This is a genomic window from Alkalicoccus daliensis (assembly GCF_900103955.1).
In the GTDB taxonomy this organism is placed as follows: domain Bacteria; phylum Bacillota; class Bacilli; order Bacillales; family Salisediminibacteriaceae; genus Alkalicoccus; species Alkalicoccus daliensis.
The window spans coordinates 308765-324508 of sequence record NZ_FNIL01000001.1 but is presented as its reverse complement, the minus strand read 5'-3'; the positions used below and the strand labels follow the sequence as shown (position 1 = coordinate 324508).

Annotated in this window: 15 protein-coding genes; all 15 read right to left on the bottom strand. The window is 39.4% G+C overall.

Annotated features, from left to right (window positions below):
- Entirely contained in the window at window positions 1-558 is a 558-nt protein-coding gene (locus BLP92_RS01650) for a magnesium transporter MgtE N-terminal domain-containing protein (protein WP_090839951.1), read from the bottom strand.
- Between the two features lie 14 nt (window positions 559-572).
- Window positions 573-1010 carry a flagellar export protein FliJ gene (fliJ, locus tag BLP92_RS01645; protein WP_090839949.1) on the bottom strand — a complete coding sequence of 146 codons (438 nt, stop codon included), beginning with the start codon at window positions 1008-1010 and terminating at the stop codon, window positions 573-575.
- Window positions 1007-2323, bottom strand: coding sequence for a flagellar protein export ATPase FliI (fliI, locus tag BLP92_RS01640; protein WP_090841040.1), 1317 nt, complete (start codon window positions 2321-2323; stop codon window positions 1007-1009). Before fliI ends, fliJ begins: the two co-directional genes overlap by 4 nt.
- Window positions 2319-3095, bottom strand: a complete 777-nt coding sequence (fliH, locus tag BLP92_RS01635) for a flagellar assembly protein FliH (protein ID WP_175444143.1) — start codon at window positions 3093-3095, stop codon at window positions 2319-2321. Before fliH ends, fliI begins: the two co-directional genes overlap by 5 nt.
- A complete protein-coding gene (gene fliG, locus BLP92_RS01630) occupies window positions 3088-4098 on the bottom strand; it encodes a flagellar motor switch protein FliG (RefSeq protein WP_090839945.1) in 1011 nt (336 codons plus the stop codon). The genes fliH and fliG overlap by 8 nt, the downstream gene beginning before the upstream one ends.
- A 13-nt stretch (window positions 4099-4111) precedes the next feature.
- Window positions 4112-5695, bottom strand: coding sequence for a flagellar basal-body MS-ring/collar protein FliF (gene fliF / locus BLP92_RS01625; protein WP_090839943.1), 1584 nt, complete (start codon window positions 5693-5695; stop codon window positions 4112-4114).
- A 118-nt stretch (window positions 5696-5813) separates the two neighbouring features.
- Complete coding sequence (gene fliE, locus BLP92_RS01620) at window positions 5814-6098, bottom strand: flagellar hook-basal body complex protein FliE (RefSeq protein ID WP_244516646.1); 285 nt, start codon at window positions 6096-6098, stop codon at window positions 5814-5816.
- A 48-nt stretch (window positions 6099-6146) separates the two neighbouring features.
- Window positions 6147-6605 (bottom strand): flagellar basal body rod protein FlgC, encoded by a 459-nt coding sequence (gene flgC, locus BLP92_RS01615; protein WP_090839939.1) that lies wholly within the window; start codon window positions 6603-6605, stop codon window positions 6147-6149.
- 5 nt (window positions 6606-6610) lie between these two features.
- Complete coding sequence (flgB, locus tag BLP92_RS01610; RefSeq protein ID WP_090839938.1) at window positions 6611-7009, bottom strand: flagellar basal body rod protein FlgB; 399 nt, start codon at window positions 7007-7009, stop codon at window positions 6611-6613.
- 981 nt (window positions 7010-7990) lie between these two features.
- Window positions 7991-8767 carry a GTP-sensing pleiotropic transcriptional regulator CodY gene (codY, locus tag BLP92_RS01605; RefSeq protein WP_090839936.1) on the bottom strand — a complete coding sequence of 259 codons (777 nt, stop codon included), beginning with the start codon at window positions 8765-8767 and terminating at the stop codon, window positions 7991-7993.
- Between the two features lie 20 nt (window positions 8768-8787).
- Window positions 8788-10200 carry an ATP-dependent protease ATPase subunit HslU gene (gene hslU, locus BLP92_RS01600; RefSeq protein ID WP_090839934.1) on the bottom strand — a complete coding sequence of 471 codons (1413 nt, stop codon included), beginning with the start codon at window positions 10198-10200 and terminating at the stop codon, window positions 8788-8790.
- Window positions 10201-10216: 16 nt separating this feature from the next.
- A complete protein-coding gene (gene hslV, locus BLP92_RS01595) occupies window positions 10217-10762 on the bottom strand; it encodes an ATP-dependent protease subunit HslV (RefSeq protein WP_090839932.1) in 546 nt (181 codons plus the stop codon).
- 21 nt (window positions 10763-10783) lie between these two features.
- Window positions 10784-11665 carry a tyrosine recombinase XerC gene (gene xerC / locus BLP92_RS01590; protein ID WP_090839930.1) on the bottom strand — a complete coding sequence of 294 codons (882 nt, stop codon included), beginning with the start codon at window positions 11663-11665 and terminating at the stop codon, window positions 10784-10786.
- 457 nt (window positions 11666-12122) lie between these two features.
- Window positions 12123-14198, bottom strand: a complete 2076-nt coding sequence (gene topA, locus BLP92_RS01585) for a type I DNA topoisomerase (RefSeq protein WP_090839928.1) — start codon at window positions 14196-14198, stop codon at window positions 12123-12125.
- An 82-nt stretch (window positions 14199-14280) separates the two neighbouring features.
- Window positions 14281-15171 carry a DNA-processing protein DprA gene (gene dprA, locus BLP92_RS01580; protein ID WP_090839926.1) on the bottom strand — a complete coding sequence of 297 codons (891 nt, stop codon included), beginning with the start codon at window positions 15169-15171 and terminating at the stop codon, window positions 14281-14283.
- Window positions 15172-15744 lie beyond the last annotated feature (573 nt).

Sequence of the window (15744 nt, the reverse complement as noted above, 5' to 3'; positions counted from 1 at the left end):
CTAATTAGAAATTTGATTTAATATAGAGGCTGCAAGTTCTGCATCCACCCGGCTCAAAATTTCTGCCCTTGTATTTACATTCATGCCTCGTAAATACAGCACAGCCTGTTCTTCCGGAAGCTCTTCAATAATACTGGCAGCACGGGAGGCAGTCATTTCGGACAATGTTCTGACAACATCATTGAAATCTGCCAGCGCCTGGTCAGCTTCTTCTCCATCTTCCTCTTCTTCATTCTCCACCGCACTAAGTTCCTCTTCTATACCTGCCAGTTCGGAAGTTGCAGCCTCCAGCTCTCTTTCTAATTCCTGAATTCTCTGTGCATAGGATTCATTTTCAAATTCGAGCTGCGCTAAATACTCTTCTTCATCAATTTCATCTTCCTGCTCCGATTCCACAAATGGCAGGTTCGAAGCTAAATCCCTGACAGTATCTCCTACATTAAAACCTAAGTAATAAAGCATTACTACGGCTAAAATAAGTGCAAATACGAGAGGAATAATTACAATCATAAAAATGATTTGAAATTTGTTTTGTGTTTTTTCTTTTTGCTTAGTCATATATTCACCCGTTTTTATTTTCTCACGTACTGCTGCACTGAAATCTCGTCTAGAAATGCCTGTTCTGTAACTTTTACATTATCTTCATACTTCTTCTTTTCCAGTTCCTTCATTTTTTCGTATTTTTTTACGTCAATTGCTTTTGTAAATAAATATTTTTCTTTATCTGCCATATTTCTTCTTGATTTATCTGTTAAAATTTGAAGTTTTTCAATTTCTTTTTCCAAATAAGAAATTGTTTTTTCTCTTTGTTGAATATAATGAACAGACAATCCGGTAATAAGGTCTTTCTCAGATTTTTTAATTAACTCTTCTTTCCTGCGAAGTATTTCATACAGTTTTGTTGCAGTTTCTTCAAAATGCTGTACTGCTTCCGAATATATATGTTCCGCATTTCTTTTTTCATATTCTTTTACTTCCAATACTTTAATTAGTGAATACCTGAAGCTCATCCCTCTGGCCCCCCGCTAAAAGATTCCACCATTTCACTTGTAGTTCTCATGAAATTATAGTGCTCGTTATTAGCTTGTTTTAAAAATGACATTACTGCCGGATATTCTTTTATAGCATTGTCCACCTGGGGGTTGGAACCTTTTTTGTAAGCACCTATATTAATTAGATCTTCCTGTTCAGTATAAGTAGCAATTACCTGGCGCATATTGTCAGCTGCCTGCTGATGGGGATCTTCTGTAAGATCACTCATTATTCTGCTTATGCTCTGCAGTACATTAATTGCTGGAAAGTGCCCTTTATTCGCCAGTTTCCGATCTAACACCAGGTGCCCATCAAGTATTCCCCTTACTGTATCTGCAATAGGCTCGTTCATGTCGTCCCCATCTACCAGCACAGTATAAAAAGCTGTAATCGAACCTTTCTCACTCATTCCGCTTCTTTCCAGGAGACGCGGGAGTAAAGCAAACACAGAAGGTGTATATCCTTTTGTGGTAGGTGGTTCCCCTATAGCGAGACCGATTTCTCTTTGTGCCATCGCCACCCGCGTAACAGAGTCCATCATCAGATTCACACTTAAACCTTGTTCTCTGAAGTATTCAGCAATTGCAGTAGCAGTAAAAGCTCCTTTAATCCGCATTAATGCCGGCTGGTCAGATGTGGCAACTACTACGATAGTATTTTCCATACCGGAAGTTCCAAGATCGCGTTCAATAAAGTCTCTTACTTCTCTGCCCCGCTCACCGATTAAAGCGATTACGTTTATATCAGCATCTGAATTTTTAGCAATCATCGCCATTAAGGTGCTCTTTCCTACTCCACTTCCAGCAAAAATACCCATTCTCTGCCCTTTACCAACAGTAAACAATCCGTCAATTGCTTTTACCCCTAAACTAAGCGCTTCCTGTATCCGGGGCCTTGTCATTGGATTTGGAGGGTCATTATCGGTAGAGTAGGAACGAAAGCCTGTTGTTTCCACGGAGGAATCAAAAGGACGACCGAGGCTGTCTACTGCTGCGCCAATCATATTCATCCCTACTTTAATCTCCAGTGGATGATTCCATGTTTCCACTAAACTTCCCGGAGCAATAGACTCCACTCGTTCATAAGGCATAAGCAGAACTTGCTGATCACGAAAACCTACCACTTCTGCAAGGATTTTTTTATGTTTTGAAACGATAATGGAGCAAAGGTCTCCAACTGAAGCCTGCGGCCCTTGAGATTCGATCATTAATCCTACTACTTGACTTACCTTTCCGTAGTGTTTATAAGGCCTGCAGTCTGATATTACGTTTTTAAGTTCTGCTACGTTAATCAGACTCACCCTCTTTCAGCTTTTCAAAGAGAAACCTTTTTATCTCAGCCAATTGCATATCTACAGTAGCTTCTACTTTTCCAAAAGGAGTATCTATTACACAACCATTTTCTGAAAGCTGGCCATCAGGATAAATTGTTAATTCAGCTGCATGCATGGCTGCCTCTTTTAATTCTTCCTGCTGATTTAATGTTGTTTCATACCAGTAAGGGTGGACATAAATCTTGATCGGATCCTGTTCCCGCACTTCGTTTACTGCCTGTTTAACAAGAGAAACCCACTTTTTATTATCTGACTGGAGACTCTCTCCTATTATTTGTTCTGAAATTTTCAGAGCCAGCTCTAAAATTACGGGTTCTGCTTCTTCAATCCGTTTTTGATAGTCCAACTGAGACAGATCTACTATTTCAGAAGCTTTACGCAGGTATTCGTCAACTTGTTTCTGTGCTTCATCAATTCCATCCTGGTAACCCTTCTGGAAACCTTCCTCTGCTGCAGAATGGTAGGCATTTTCCGCTTCGGACTTAATAAATTCTTCCTGTTCTTTCTTCCAGACAGCAAATGCAGCTTCTTTTTCCTGAAGCAGCGATTGCTTCTCCTCAAGCTCTCTGATACGTTTTTCTTCTTCATTTATATCTGTATAAACCCGATCATCAGCTGCGGCGGCTTCACTCTTAACATCACTGTTCTTCTGCTGTAATGATCTCACTTTTATAATTTTTCGGTTATCGGCAGCTTCATTAATTGATGAAGATTTAATAAGTCTAGACAATAATGTCATCTCCTCCACCACGAGCTATGACTATCTCTCCAGCTTCCTCAAGTCTTCGAATTATGGATACAATGCGTGTCTGGGCTTCTTCCACATCCCGTAATCGGACAGGACCCATAAACTCCATTTCTTCTTTGAAAGTTTCTGACATTCTCTGCGACATATTATTAAATACAATATCTTTCACTTCGTCACTCGCTACTTTCAGTGCAAGCTGCAGATCTGCATTTTCCACGTCACGGATAACTCTTTGTATGGAGCGGTTATCCAATGTAACAATATCTTCAAACACAAACATTCTTTTCTTAATTTCTTCTGCCAATTCCGGATCCTGTATTTCAAGTGCATCAAGAATAGTACGCTCAGTACTGCGGTCTACACTGTTCAGCACTTCTACTACTGATTCAATTCCGCCGGCTTCAGTAAAGTCCTGGGTGACAGTAGATGAAAGTTTCTTTTCCAGAATAGACTCAACTTCATGAATAATTTCTGGTGATGTACTGTCCATTACAGCAATTCTTTTTGCAATGTCTGCTTGTAATTCCTGTGGCAGCGCTGATAAAATCTGTCCGGACTGTTCGCTGTCCAAGTAGGAGAGAACCAGTGCAATCGTCTGTGGATGTTCATTCTGGATAAAATTAAAAATCTGCATGGAATCGGCTTTTCTTGCAAAATCAAATGGTCTTACCTGAAGTGTAGAAGTAAGCCTGTTAATAATAGCATTGGCTTCTTCTCCACCGAGTGCTTTTTCTAAAACATCTTTTGCATATCCTATTCCGCCCTGGGTAATATAGTCCTGGGCAATAGCCAGCTGATGGAACTGCTCAAGTACTTCTTCCTTTTGTTCCTGCTCCACTTTTCTTACTCCTGCGATTTCCAGCGTGAGCTTTTCTATCTCTTCTTCAGATAAATGCTTGTAAACCTGTGCCGAGACGTCCGGACCTAAAGAGATGAGAAGAATGGCCGCTTTTTGTTTTCCAGTTAATTCTTTCTTTCTCGCCATAAACTCTTACCCCCTAATCTTCAGACAACCATGTTCTTATTAATTTTGAAAATTGGTCCGGTTTGTCTTTTGCAAGCTCCTCCAATTGTCTTTTCCGTGCTTTCTCCTCGGAATCTGGAGTGTCATTCAATGAAGGGAGTTCAATTTGTGTCTGCTCTTCCAACGCAAATTCCTCTTCTTCACTCTCCTTACCTTTTCTTACAAGAAGAAAAATAAGAAAACCTACGACTAACACTAATGCACCAACGATATAGTACCAGAATGGAATCCCGGAAGGGGGCTCTTCCATTTCAACCTGTCCCATAAACGGCAGGGAGGAAACATAAATTCTTTCTGCAATTTCTTCCTCTCCCCATTCAGCGGTGATTTCTCCATCAATCGAGGTTCTCACTACCTGGCCTATGATAGCCTGAATGTCGTCAAGTCTTGCCTGTGGCAGCGATGCCTCATCTTCAGGATCAGGTGGCTCCACCATTACCTGGATGCCAATATCCCGGATAAGGTAAGGACTCTCAACGATATCTCTAGATATTCTGTTAACTTCATTATTAATTCTTTCTTCAATTCTTTCGGAGTCGCCATAAGCACCTCCACCGAGCATTCCCGGGAAGTTAGGAATATCGTCTTCCCCTGCACCGGGTACTCCAAATTCTTCCATGTCCATTCCTTCATATGTTTCGGTGATTCTCTCCACGCTTACCGCGATTCCTTCGTTCGTTTCTTCATCTACTGGTTCTACTAATTCTTCCTGTCTGTTCTCTTGAGTGAAATCAATATCAGTAGAAACGGCAACGACAACTTTATTCTGGCCCATCATCGTTCCCAGCATCTGCTGGAGATCTCTTTGAATATCTTTTTCAATATCTTTTTGAATTGCTCTGTTCTGCTCATAAGCTGACAGGGTGCCGCCAATTGAATTACTATCTTCGAACTCGAGATATCGGGACATCTGATCCGTAATCACAATATTTTCAGTAGTTAAATTCGGCACACTTTGTGCTACAAGATGGTATAGGGAACGAACCTGATTCTCGTCCAACGACGCACCCGGCTGTATGTTCACCATTACTGAAGCTGTTGCTGCATCTTGTTCCTCTGCAAGCCAGGGGCTTTCTTCAGGCAGTGTAATCATTACCTGGGCGTTGCTTATCCCATCAATATTACGAATCAAATCTTCCAAAGAAGTCTGAATTGCTGCCCGTTCCAATAACTGGAATTCATTTTCGGTAGTTCCAAAACCGAGATTTTCACTGAAAGTGCTGTAATCTATTCTTCCTGTCTGTGGAATACCTTCTGCAGCTAATGAAACCTTTAAATCATCCACAGCGTTCTCAGGAACAGAAATTGTTGTACCGTCTGCACTCACTTGGTTGGCAATACCTCTGGCGTCCAGAGTCTCTTTTACTTCCCCAGCTTCCTGCATCGTCATGTTTGTATAAAGCGGCACATAATGCGTCTGAGAACCCAACCAGGAAAAAGTTATAATAAGTAATAAAGCGAAAGTAAATGCGCCAAATATCAGACCCTTTTGATTTTTGCTTCTGGACTGCCAGAAGTTCATACTGCTGTTTTTAAAGTTCGTAATCTGATCTTTCATGTTTCCTCCCACTAAAACAATTTCCAGCTGATATTAAAAAAAATGTTTACCCCTTTAAACATCCGGGTATATTACCGATATATAGGGTATAAGCCAGAAGTATGTCCTTATAAAAAAATTATACCTGCATTCTCATGATTTCCTGATAAGCTTCAATTACTTTATTACGAACTTCTATCGTGGTCTCCAGCGTAATAGAAGCTTTTTGCGCGGAGATCATAACTTCATGCAGATCCACTTGTTCTCCCCGAGCCATCGCCTGGGTCATATTTTCAGAATCTATACGCGTGTTATTAACTCCTTCCACCGCTTCATTCAGCCAGGTCTTAAATGACTGCTGCGCTTCCGCAGGACTGGTTTCCAGACTCGCTCTGTAATTCGGTTTGGCCATTAATGACTGCATGTTGGCTATTTGATCGATTGCCACGAGCATTCTCTCCCTCTATATTTATTATCTTCCAATTTCCAGTGCTCTCATCAGCATACTTTTGTGAGCATCCAGGGTTGTGATGTTCGCCTCATATGAGCGCGTTGCACTCATTAAATCAATCATTTCCTTTAAAGGATCTACATTTGGCATTTCTACATATCCTTCTTCATTTGCATCAGGGTGCTCCGGTTGATACACCTGCCGGAAAGGACTATTGTCATCAATAATTTCACTAACGTGAACACCTTGACCTGCCTGTGTTACCTCTTTTGCTTTCTGCATGTGATGTTGAAATTTTCCTGCTTCGTTATTATCTGCTTTCATATGGACCAGCTTTCTGCGGTAGGGCTGCCACTCTCCATTAACCATGGTACCTCTCGTAGTATCTGCATTTGCCATATTTGCTGAAGTAACGTCCATCCGAAGTCTCTGTGAAGTTAAACCTGAAGCACTGATGTTCATACCGTGAAACATAGACATTTTAATTACCTCCCAGAGCCTAGAGCTGTTCTTATAGAATTAAATGAGCCATTCAATCGCTCTATTAATGAATTATAATAAATTTGATTTTTGGCCATCTCACTCATCTCGTGATCGATGTCCACATTATTTTCATTATGATTATACATTGTGTTATTTTTTTGAATTACTGTAGGTTCACCATTATTTGATCCACCGGAAAATTGAATATGCTTTTCATTTGTGCGATGTGCATTTAACTGATTAGATGCTGCTTCAAGCTGATGCTGGAAAATTGTTTTCTGCGCTTTATACCCCGGAGTATCTGCATTGGCAATATTTGAAGCAGTCGTATTTTGACGACTCACCGCAGCATTCAGCGATTGTTCCAGTAAATTCATACGTTCATTATTAATTAAATTCATCGAGGTCTCCTCTCTTACGGTACAAGTGTACGAGTTCATTAACTACATCTTATAAAAAAGTATGACTTTTGTCTAAGTTTTTTGGAGAAATATATAATATCAAGGTAAAAGTCCCTGTTTTGTTTAGACTAAGTCCCATTTCCTAGTAAAATTTATATACGAGGAATGTATTTCTATTAGCACCTTATCACAATCCAGAAATTTACGGTATAAATATCGACAAAATTTCCAATAATTTTTTGTGAATTTTTTAATCAGCTGTACGTTAATTTAATATTACTTGAATTCTATGAAGAGGATTTCTTAAATCAAACGACAGTTATTCTTTTTAAAACCAGCCTGAAATCCTATTAGTCCAGTCTTCGGGAAAATATACAGTAAGCCTGTATTCCCTCTATTAGAGCTGTTGGCTCATATATAAAGCTGCTCTGTAAAGACAAATCTCGGATACTAAAAAAGAATTAAAATAGATATAGAATTGGTAAATCTTTTTTCAGACTATCTAAATACAAACTTTCCAGACGCTGCCGATTCTCTAAAATAAGAAATGGAGAGACTGCATGTCCTTTATATTTTGAATTTCGCCGCAAAACATTAACTTTTTTCGACAAATTTCACGATAGCTATTTTTACATGCACCTCCAAGAATCTATTGAACTCTGTTAATTTTTTAATATTCAAATAATGAATGTTATGGGAGATTTATTGTGTTTATCTACATATATAGATTCATCCTGCTTATTTTTAAATCAAAAAGGGTGAAAAGCATAGAAAAACCTGGCAGAATATTTCTGCCAGGTTTTAAAATATTAATTTAAACTGCTTAATCTATTACCATCATTAATATCAATCCAGTTCAGTAGCTGCTGCGGCAATTTATTATAATAATTTGTATGCAGAAAAATCAATAATGTTAATTATTAATAATCGGGTTCTTATCTTACAGTTTTTAATGCAGCAATCTGAAATTTTATTCCTATATTAATTTTTGTGTTTTTTCAGCTCATGAAGAAACTTATCATTTAATACTTTTATATAAGTTCCTTTCATACCAAGAGACCGCGATTCTATTACTCCAGCGCTTTCCAGCTTACGAAGGGCGTTTACAATAACGGATCTCGTAATTCCGACTCTGTCTGCAATTTTACTTGCTACCAGCAGACCTTCATTGCCATCTAACTCCTGAAAAATATGATCTACTGCTTCGAGTTCGCTGTAGGAAAGGGAACTGATCGCCATCTGTACTACTGCTTTGCTTCTCGCTTCCTGCTCAATCTCTTCTGCTTTTTCGTGAAGAATTTCCATACCCACCACGGTAGAACCGTACTCAGCCAAAATTAAATCATCTTCATCAAAAGAATCATCCAATCTCGCTAAAATAAGAGTTCCCAGACGCTGACCGCCTCCCTGAATAGGGACTATAGTTGTTAATCCATTTTTAAATAGATCCCGGTTTTCCACAGGAAACGCGGTATAATCACTATTGATATCGATATTAGAAGAAGTTTCATTAATATTAAATAACCCGCTCGTATACTCCTCCGGGAACTGTCTTTCTTCGAGAATAGACTTCATTCTCTGGTTCTCAATTTCCTGCTTAATAGAGTATCCCAGTAATTTCCCTCTGCGGCTCAAAATAAAAGTATTCGCTTCAATTACATCACGCAGTGTGGCAGCCATTTCTTTAAAGTTGACTGACTGGCCCCCGCTTTTTTGCAGTAGTTCGTTAATCTTTCTTGTTTTTGATAATAGATTCATTTCTGAATTCCTCCATTGTTTTATAATATATACTGACTAACATCTCTATTTTTTGCTACATCTGCTAATTTTTCTTCCACATAATTCGCTGTAATTGCTACAGTTTCCATCGTGATTTCAGTAGCTTCGAAGGAAAGGTCTTCTAACAATCTTTCCATAATTGTATGCAGACGGCGTGCTCCTATATTCTCGGTATTATCATTAACTTCAGCTGCAATTTCAGCGATTTTCCGAACTGCTTCAGGTTCAAAATTCAATTGAATTCCTTCCACACCCAACATTGCTTCATATTGTTTTAAGAGCGCATATTTGGGCTGTGTGAGAATGTTAACAAAATCTTCCACTCCGAGGGAGTCGAGTTCCACCCTTATAGGAAGTCTTCCCTGAAGTTCAGGAATTAAATCTGAAGGCTTGGAAAAATGAAATGCACCTGCTCCTATAAACAGCATATGGTCCGTTTTTACAGCTCCATGTTTTGTTACAACAGTTGACCCTTCAATTATAGGAAGAATATCCCGCTGCACTCCTTCTCTTGAAACATCCGCAGACTGCTGGCTTTTGCCTGCCACCTTGTCAATTTCATCTATAAAAATGATTCCGAGCTGCTCAGCACGATCAATCGCTTCCTGGGTTACTTCTTCCATATTAATCAGTTTTTCAGCTTCCTGTTCTGTTAGAACTTTTCTTGCTTCTTTTACTGGCAGGGATCTTTCTTTTTTCTGCTTCGGCATCATGCTTCCAAACATATCCTGCATGTTCATTCCCATTTGGTCCATGCCGCCGCCCTGGAACATGTCCATGAAGTTTTTTCCCTGTTCTTCTACTGTAAGTGTTACAGTTTCATCTTCCATTTCTCCGCTGTTTAATTTTTCTTGGATTCTTTTTCTTGCTTCCCGATAGGATTCATCCTGAGCGTTATTTTCAACTTCAGACTCTTCCTCCTCTTCTGCCTGTTCCTGAAAAAACATTTCTAACGGGTTTCGATAATTGTTATTGGAATTCTTAGATTTTTTCTTTTTCGGATGAAGCAGTTCCACTAATCTCTGCTCTGCGAGTTTTGCCGCCTTATCTTTTACTCGATTTTTCTTTTCTTCCTGAACGAGCCTTACAGAGGTTTCCACAAGGTCACGAATCATAGATTCTACATCTCTTCCCACGTAACCTACCTCAGTGAATTTTGTGGCTTCCACTTTTATAAAAGGAGCCCCCACCAGCTTGGCAAGTCGTCTGGCAATTTCAGTTTTCCCTACCCCCGTAGGTCCTATCATTAAAATATTCTTCGGAGTAATTTCTTCTTTTAAAGAATCATCCAGTCTGCTTCGTCTGTACCGATTCCTTAAAGCAACCGCTACAGATCTCTTCGCTTGCTTTTGACCGACGATAGTCTGATCCAGCCGGTCAACTATTTGTGCTGGAGTCAATGAACTGCTCATGCTAATTCCTCCTTGACTAATTGTCAATTGTTTCTACGATTATATGATGGTTGGTATAAACGCAAAGGTCTGCTGCAGTTTTCAAGCTTGCTTCAGCCAATTCTGCTGCAGTAAGGTGTTTCGCGTGTTCTGTCATCGCCCGTCCTGCTGCCAGTGCATAGTTGCCGCCGGATCCTATTGCAATGATGCCATCATCCGGTTCGATCACTTCTCCCGTACCAGCGATCAGGTAGATAGAGGACTTATCCATTACGATCAGCATAGCTTCTAATTTTCTGAGTACTTGATCACTCCGCCACTCTTTAGCGAGTTCTACGGCAGCTCTTTGAAGATTACCACTGTATTCTTCCAGCTTCGTTTCAAATTTTTCATATAACGTAAATGCATCTGCCACAGAACCGGCAAACCCGGCTACTACACTTCCCCGGTATAGTCTACGTACTTTCCGTGCAGAATGTTTCATTACCACTGCATTTCCAAAAGTCACTTGTCCGTCGCCGGCCATAGCAGACTCTCCATTGTGGCGGACCGCAAATATTGTTGTGCCTTTTATTGCTTCCACAGAAAAGCTCCTTTCTATTGATCAAGCTCGCGGGTGGCTGCTCCTATAAACTTCCCTCAGCCTGTCCTTTGTAACGTGCGTATAAATTTGGGTAGCTGAAAGATCGCTGTGTCCAAGAAGTTCCTGCACTGTCCGAAGATCGGCTCCCTCATTTAATAAATGAGTAGCAAAAGTATGTCTAAGAACATGCGGGCTCATTCTTGCTTTCATAGAGCCTTCTTCCGCTATTTTATTTAACGCTTTTTGAATACCCCTTGCCGATAGTCTTTTTCCTGCATAATTTAAAAAAAGGGCATCATCAGCAGGATTCAATTCAGGTCTTACTGCCTCTAAATAAATATTTAAAGCTTCTGCCGCAAAACTTCCTACCGGAACATATCTCTCTTTTCCGCCTTTACCCTGCACCAGAAGTGTTTCCAGCTGCTTATCGAAATCCCGTACATCAAGCTTTACGCACTCTCCCACCCGAATACCGGTTGCATAAAATATCTCCAGTAAAGCTAAATTGCGCTTTCCTAATGGAGTGGAGGTGTTTACTGATTCAAAAAGCGCTGAAAGCTCTTCCTCATAAAAAAAAGAGGGCAGTTTTCTTCCCTGCTTAGGAGCATGAATTAACGCTACAGGATTTGCCACTATTTTCTCTTCCCTAAGTAAATACCTGTAAAACGAACGTAAAGAAGATAATTTCCGCGACACCGTGGTTCTGGCGAGTTCATTTGCATAAAGCTCAGTTAAATACTCTCGTATATGTACATACGAAACTGCAGCGGCAGAAAGTTTCCATCGCTGCTCTGTGTATTGAAAAAATTCTTCAATATCACGCTTATAATTATCGACTGTATAGGAAGAAGCTTTTTTTTCAATTCTGAGATACGTAATGAAAGCATCCAGTTCATGACTCATTAAGGAAGGCTCCTTTTGAAAAGCTCAATTAGAATTATTGTAGAAATTACACAGTTTAATAAGCAGATAAGATTCACCTAATAGTATCATGAGTAATTAAAATACCTGAATCGATCTTGAGCATAATTTATTTTATTTAATAATCCCTCAGGAAGTTCTTGTTGGAGTCAATTAGAGCTACTAAATAGTATCATATCTTTGTAACCCATTTCAATAAACTTTACAATTTTTTCACAAAATTCTGAATTGATTCTCCTTACTCCTCTATATTTCATCGTATCTTTATTATAATGGAGTATGAATAAGATTTCTTGCTATCTGCCTGAGTTTTTCTTTACTACTTTTACATTCTAAAACATTTCATGAATTTCAGACGCTGTTCTAACTTTGCTGAATGAATGCAGGATAATCACATAATAAGAAGCCGTCTATATAAAAAGTAGACGGCTACGCTTTATTAATTTACATCTTCTTTATAGTCACATTCAGTACAGCTTACGTGTGTACCTTTTTTACTTTTCTTTTCTACCAGCAGATTTTCGCATTTTGGACAGGGTCTGCTTATAGGTTTATCCCATGAAATAAAGTCACAATCCGGGTAACGGTCGCAGCCGTAGAAAATCCTTCTTTTTTTACTCTTTCTCTCTACAACATTGCCCTTAGTGCATTTCGGACAAGGAACCCCGATATCTTTAACGATCGCTTTTGTATTTCTGCACTCTGGAAAATTCGAGCATGCCATAAATTTCCCGTAGCGGCCCATTTTGTAAACCATTTCATTCCCGCATTTTTCACAGTCTTCGCCTGCAGGCTCATCTTTGATTTCTACTTCTTTCATTTCTTCTTCAGCAGTTCTCAGTCTTTTTTCAAAATCCCCATAAAATTCATCGATAATTTTAACCCATGACTGTTCACCATCTTCAATAGCATCCAAATTGGATTCCATCGTAGCAGTAAATTCCACGTTCAAAATTTCCGGGAAAAATTCTTCTATTAATTCTAAAACTATTGTCCCGAGCTCCGTCGGAACAAAACGCTTATCTTCCAAAGCTACATATCCTCTGCGCTGAATCGTATCAAGTGTAGGCGCAAATGTTGAAGGTCTTCCGATCCCTAATTCTTCAAGAGTTCTTACAAGTCTTGCTTCAGTATACCGCGGTGGCGGCTGTGTAAAGTGCTGATTAGGATCTATTGTTTTCGCCTTTGTTTCTTCCCCTTCTGTTAATTCAGGAAGAAGCTTATCTTTTTCTTCTTTTCCATCATCCGTACCTTCAATATATACTTTCATGAAACCGGCAAATTTCAGCTTGGAGCCGGTAGCCCGGAACTGCACACCGTTATTGGACATATCGACTGACATCGTGTCCATGACAGCTGGTGCCATTTGACTTGCAACCAACCGCTCCCAAATTAATTTATACAAACGATATTGATCTCTCGATAAATATTGTTTTATTGTTTTAGGATCGTTTATTACGCTGGTTGGACGAACAGCTTCGTGTGCGTCCTGGGAATTAGTAGATTGTTTCTGCTTTGGCTTATTTTCTGCTCCTGTAAATTCTTTACCATAATGATCAACAATATAATCATACGTTTCATTTTTAGCAGTATCAGAAATCCGCGTGGAATCCGTCCGCATATAAGTAATCAGACCAGTTGTGCCTGATTTTCCTATATCGATCCCTTCATAAAGCTGCTGAGCGAGCATCATTGTTTTCTTTGCTCTGAAATTGAGCTTTCTGGCTGCTTCCTGCTGCAAAGAAGATGTTGTGAAAGGAACAACAGGATTTCTTTTTCTTTCACGTTTTTTTACGGCATCAACTTCAAAAGCTTTTCCATTCATCTGGGAAAGCACAGCGTTAACTTCTTCTTCTGTACCCAATTCCTGCTTTTTCCCATTTACGCCAGTAAATTTCGCTTCAAATTCCATTCCATCTTTTTCTAACTGCGCAGTAATAGACCAATATTCCACCGGTTCAAAAGCCAGAATTTCATTTTCCCGGTCGATGATCATTTTCACAGCAACTGACTGTACCCGTCCTGCACTTAAACCCTTTTTCACTTTTTTCCATAAAAGCGGACTGATATTGTAGCCTACCAGCCTGTCAAGGACTCTGCGCGCCTGCTGGGCATCCACCAGATTGATATTAATTTCTCTGGGATGTTTAAACGAATCTTTGATTGCCTGTTTAGTAATTTCATTAAAAACAACCCGACATTTGGAATTTTTTTCGATATTCAAGCTGTCAGCTAAGTGCCAGGCAATTGCTTCCCCTTCTCTGTCGGGGTCGGCAGCAAGATAAACCTTTTTTGCTTTTTTCGCAGCTTGTTTAAGTTCTTTTAGAATCGGTCCTTTCCCGCGAATCGTAATATACTTAGGAGAGAATTCATTTTCTACGTCTACACCCATTTGACTTTTTGGCAAGTCGATGACATGTCCCATCGATGCTTTAACGACATATTTTTTACCTAAATATTTTCCAATTGTTTTCGCTTTAGCGGGGGATTCTACGATCACTAAATAATCCGACATAAGGTGTCGCTCCTCCCTTATTTACAACTATAAGAATCTCCCCTATTATTAAACACTCTCTCTTGATTTGTCAAACGACTTTTCAGAAATTACTCACTTCCCTGAACTCTTCAAGCAGGTCTTCCGCACTTAAAATCAGTTTTGCACCATCCTGAATTAACCGATTTGTTCCTTCAGATAGAGGATCAGATATTCTGCCTGGCACTGCATAAACATCTTTTCCCTGCTCCAATGCTGTTTCTGCAGTAATTAAAGATCCACTTCTTTTTTTTGCCTCCACCACCAGAACTCCTTTACTTAAACCGCTGATTAATCTGTTACGTTCCGGAAAGTGCCATTTCTGAGGTTTGACATACGGGGGATACTCAGAAATTAATAATTGTTTTTCTTCAAGCTCCTGTTTTAACAGTCTGTTTGATGAAGGGTACAGCTGATCCGTTCCAAAGGCAAGCACTGCAATAGTTTTTCCTCCTGCTGCTATCGCTGTTTTATGGGCTGCTGCATCTACTCCTGCTGCCATCCCGCTCACTATTACAATATTTTTAGATACTAAAGGCGCAATTAATTCTTCGAGCTCTGTATTTATTTTTGAGGTTGGAACTCTTGCACCTACTACTCCTAATAAATTATTTTCCTTTAGTAATGAAATGTTACCTTTCATATATATAACTGAAGGCGGAGTATGCAGATGTTTTAACTGGAGAGGATAGTTTTCATCCACCTTCGTAAGAATACTACCTCCCGATTTCTTAATTATTTTAATTACTTCCTCTGCAGTCTGCTTTCTTACTTTCTGCAGAAGCTGATATATTGATTGATAATTCCCCGGAAAAAAAGAAGCCAGCTTATCAACGGGTTCTTCAAACCAGGCGGTTAAATTCGGATCATAACTTAATAATTTTTCTATCAATCTGCTGTTTCCTTTTGAATAGTAATGCAGTACTAATAATCTTTTTCTTAATAAATTCTCCATTATATATCCCCCTCAATATTAATAATTTTTTTATGACATCTTGATTCAGCTTTTTAAATTGTTGGCTGTTTTGAAAATAAAAGTTTTGTCGAAAAAAAAGTAATAACGCTGCTTTACTTTCGGAAAAGCCTGCCCAAGGGTTTGTTCTCGACTAATTCCCCTAACAGGAGACGGATTCTATAAAATTACAGACAGCAGGGCAGAGATCACAATGCACTCTTTAAGAACCAGGATCGATTCCGCTCGTGCTCCGTGCCCTTCCGGAAGGTTACTTAAATTTTCGAACTGTACTGGTGCGTCCTCTCCTTCGTTACGCAGCAATGTTAATTTTCATCTTTCCCAGCGCAGTTTTATATCGCATCAAGGTCTATTTTAATGTTTATTGTTGATACTAAACTACACTGTTTCAGACCTGAAGAGGACGATTTCCCCTGCTCCCTCCCTGTGCTGCAGGAACTTCCCGGGTTGACGCCTTACGTTTCAGCTTCGTTTATCCCTTTAAAAAAACTAAAGCTAGTGATTCCTTCTTTTATAAATTTTTATCTCAACAAAAAAGTGAAGACAAGGCTGGTT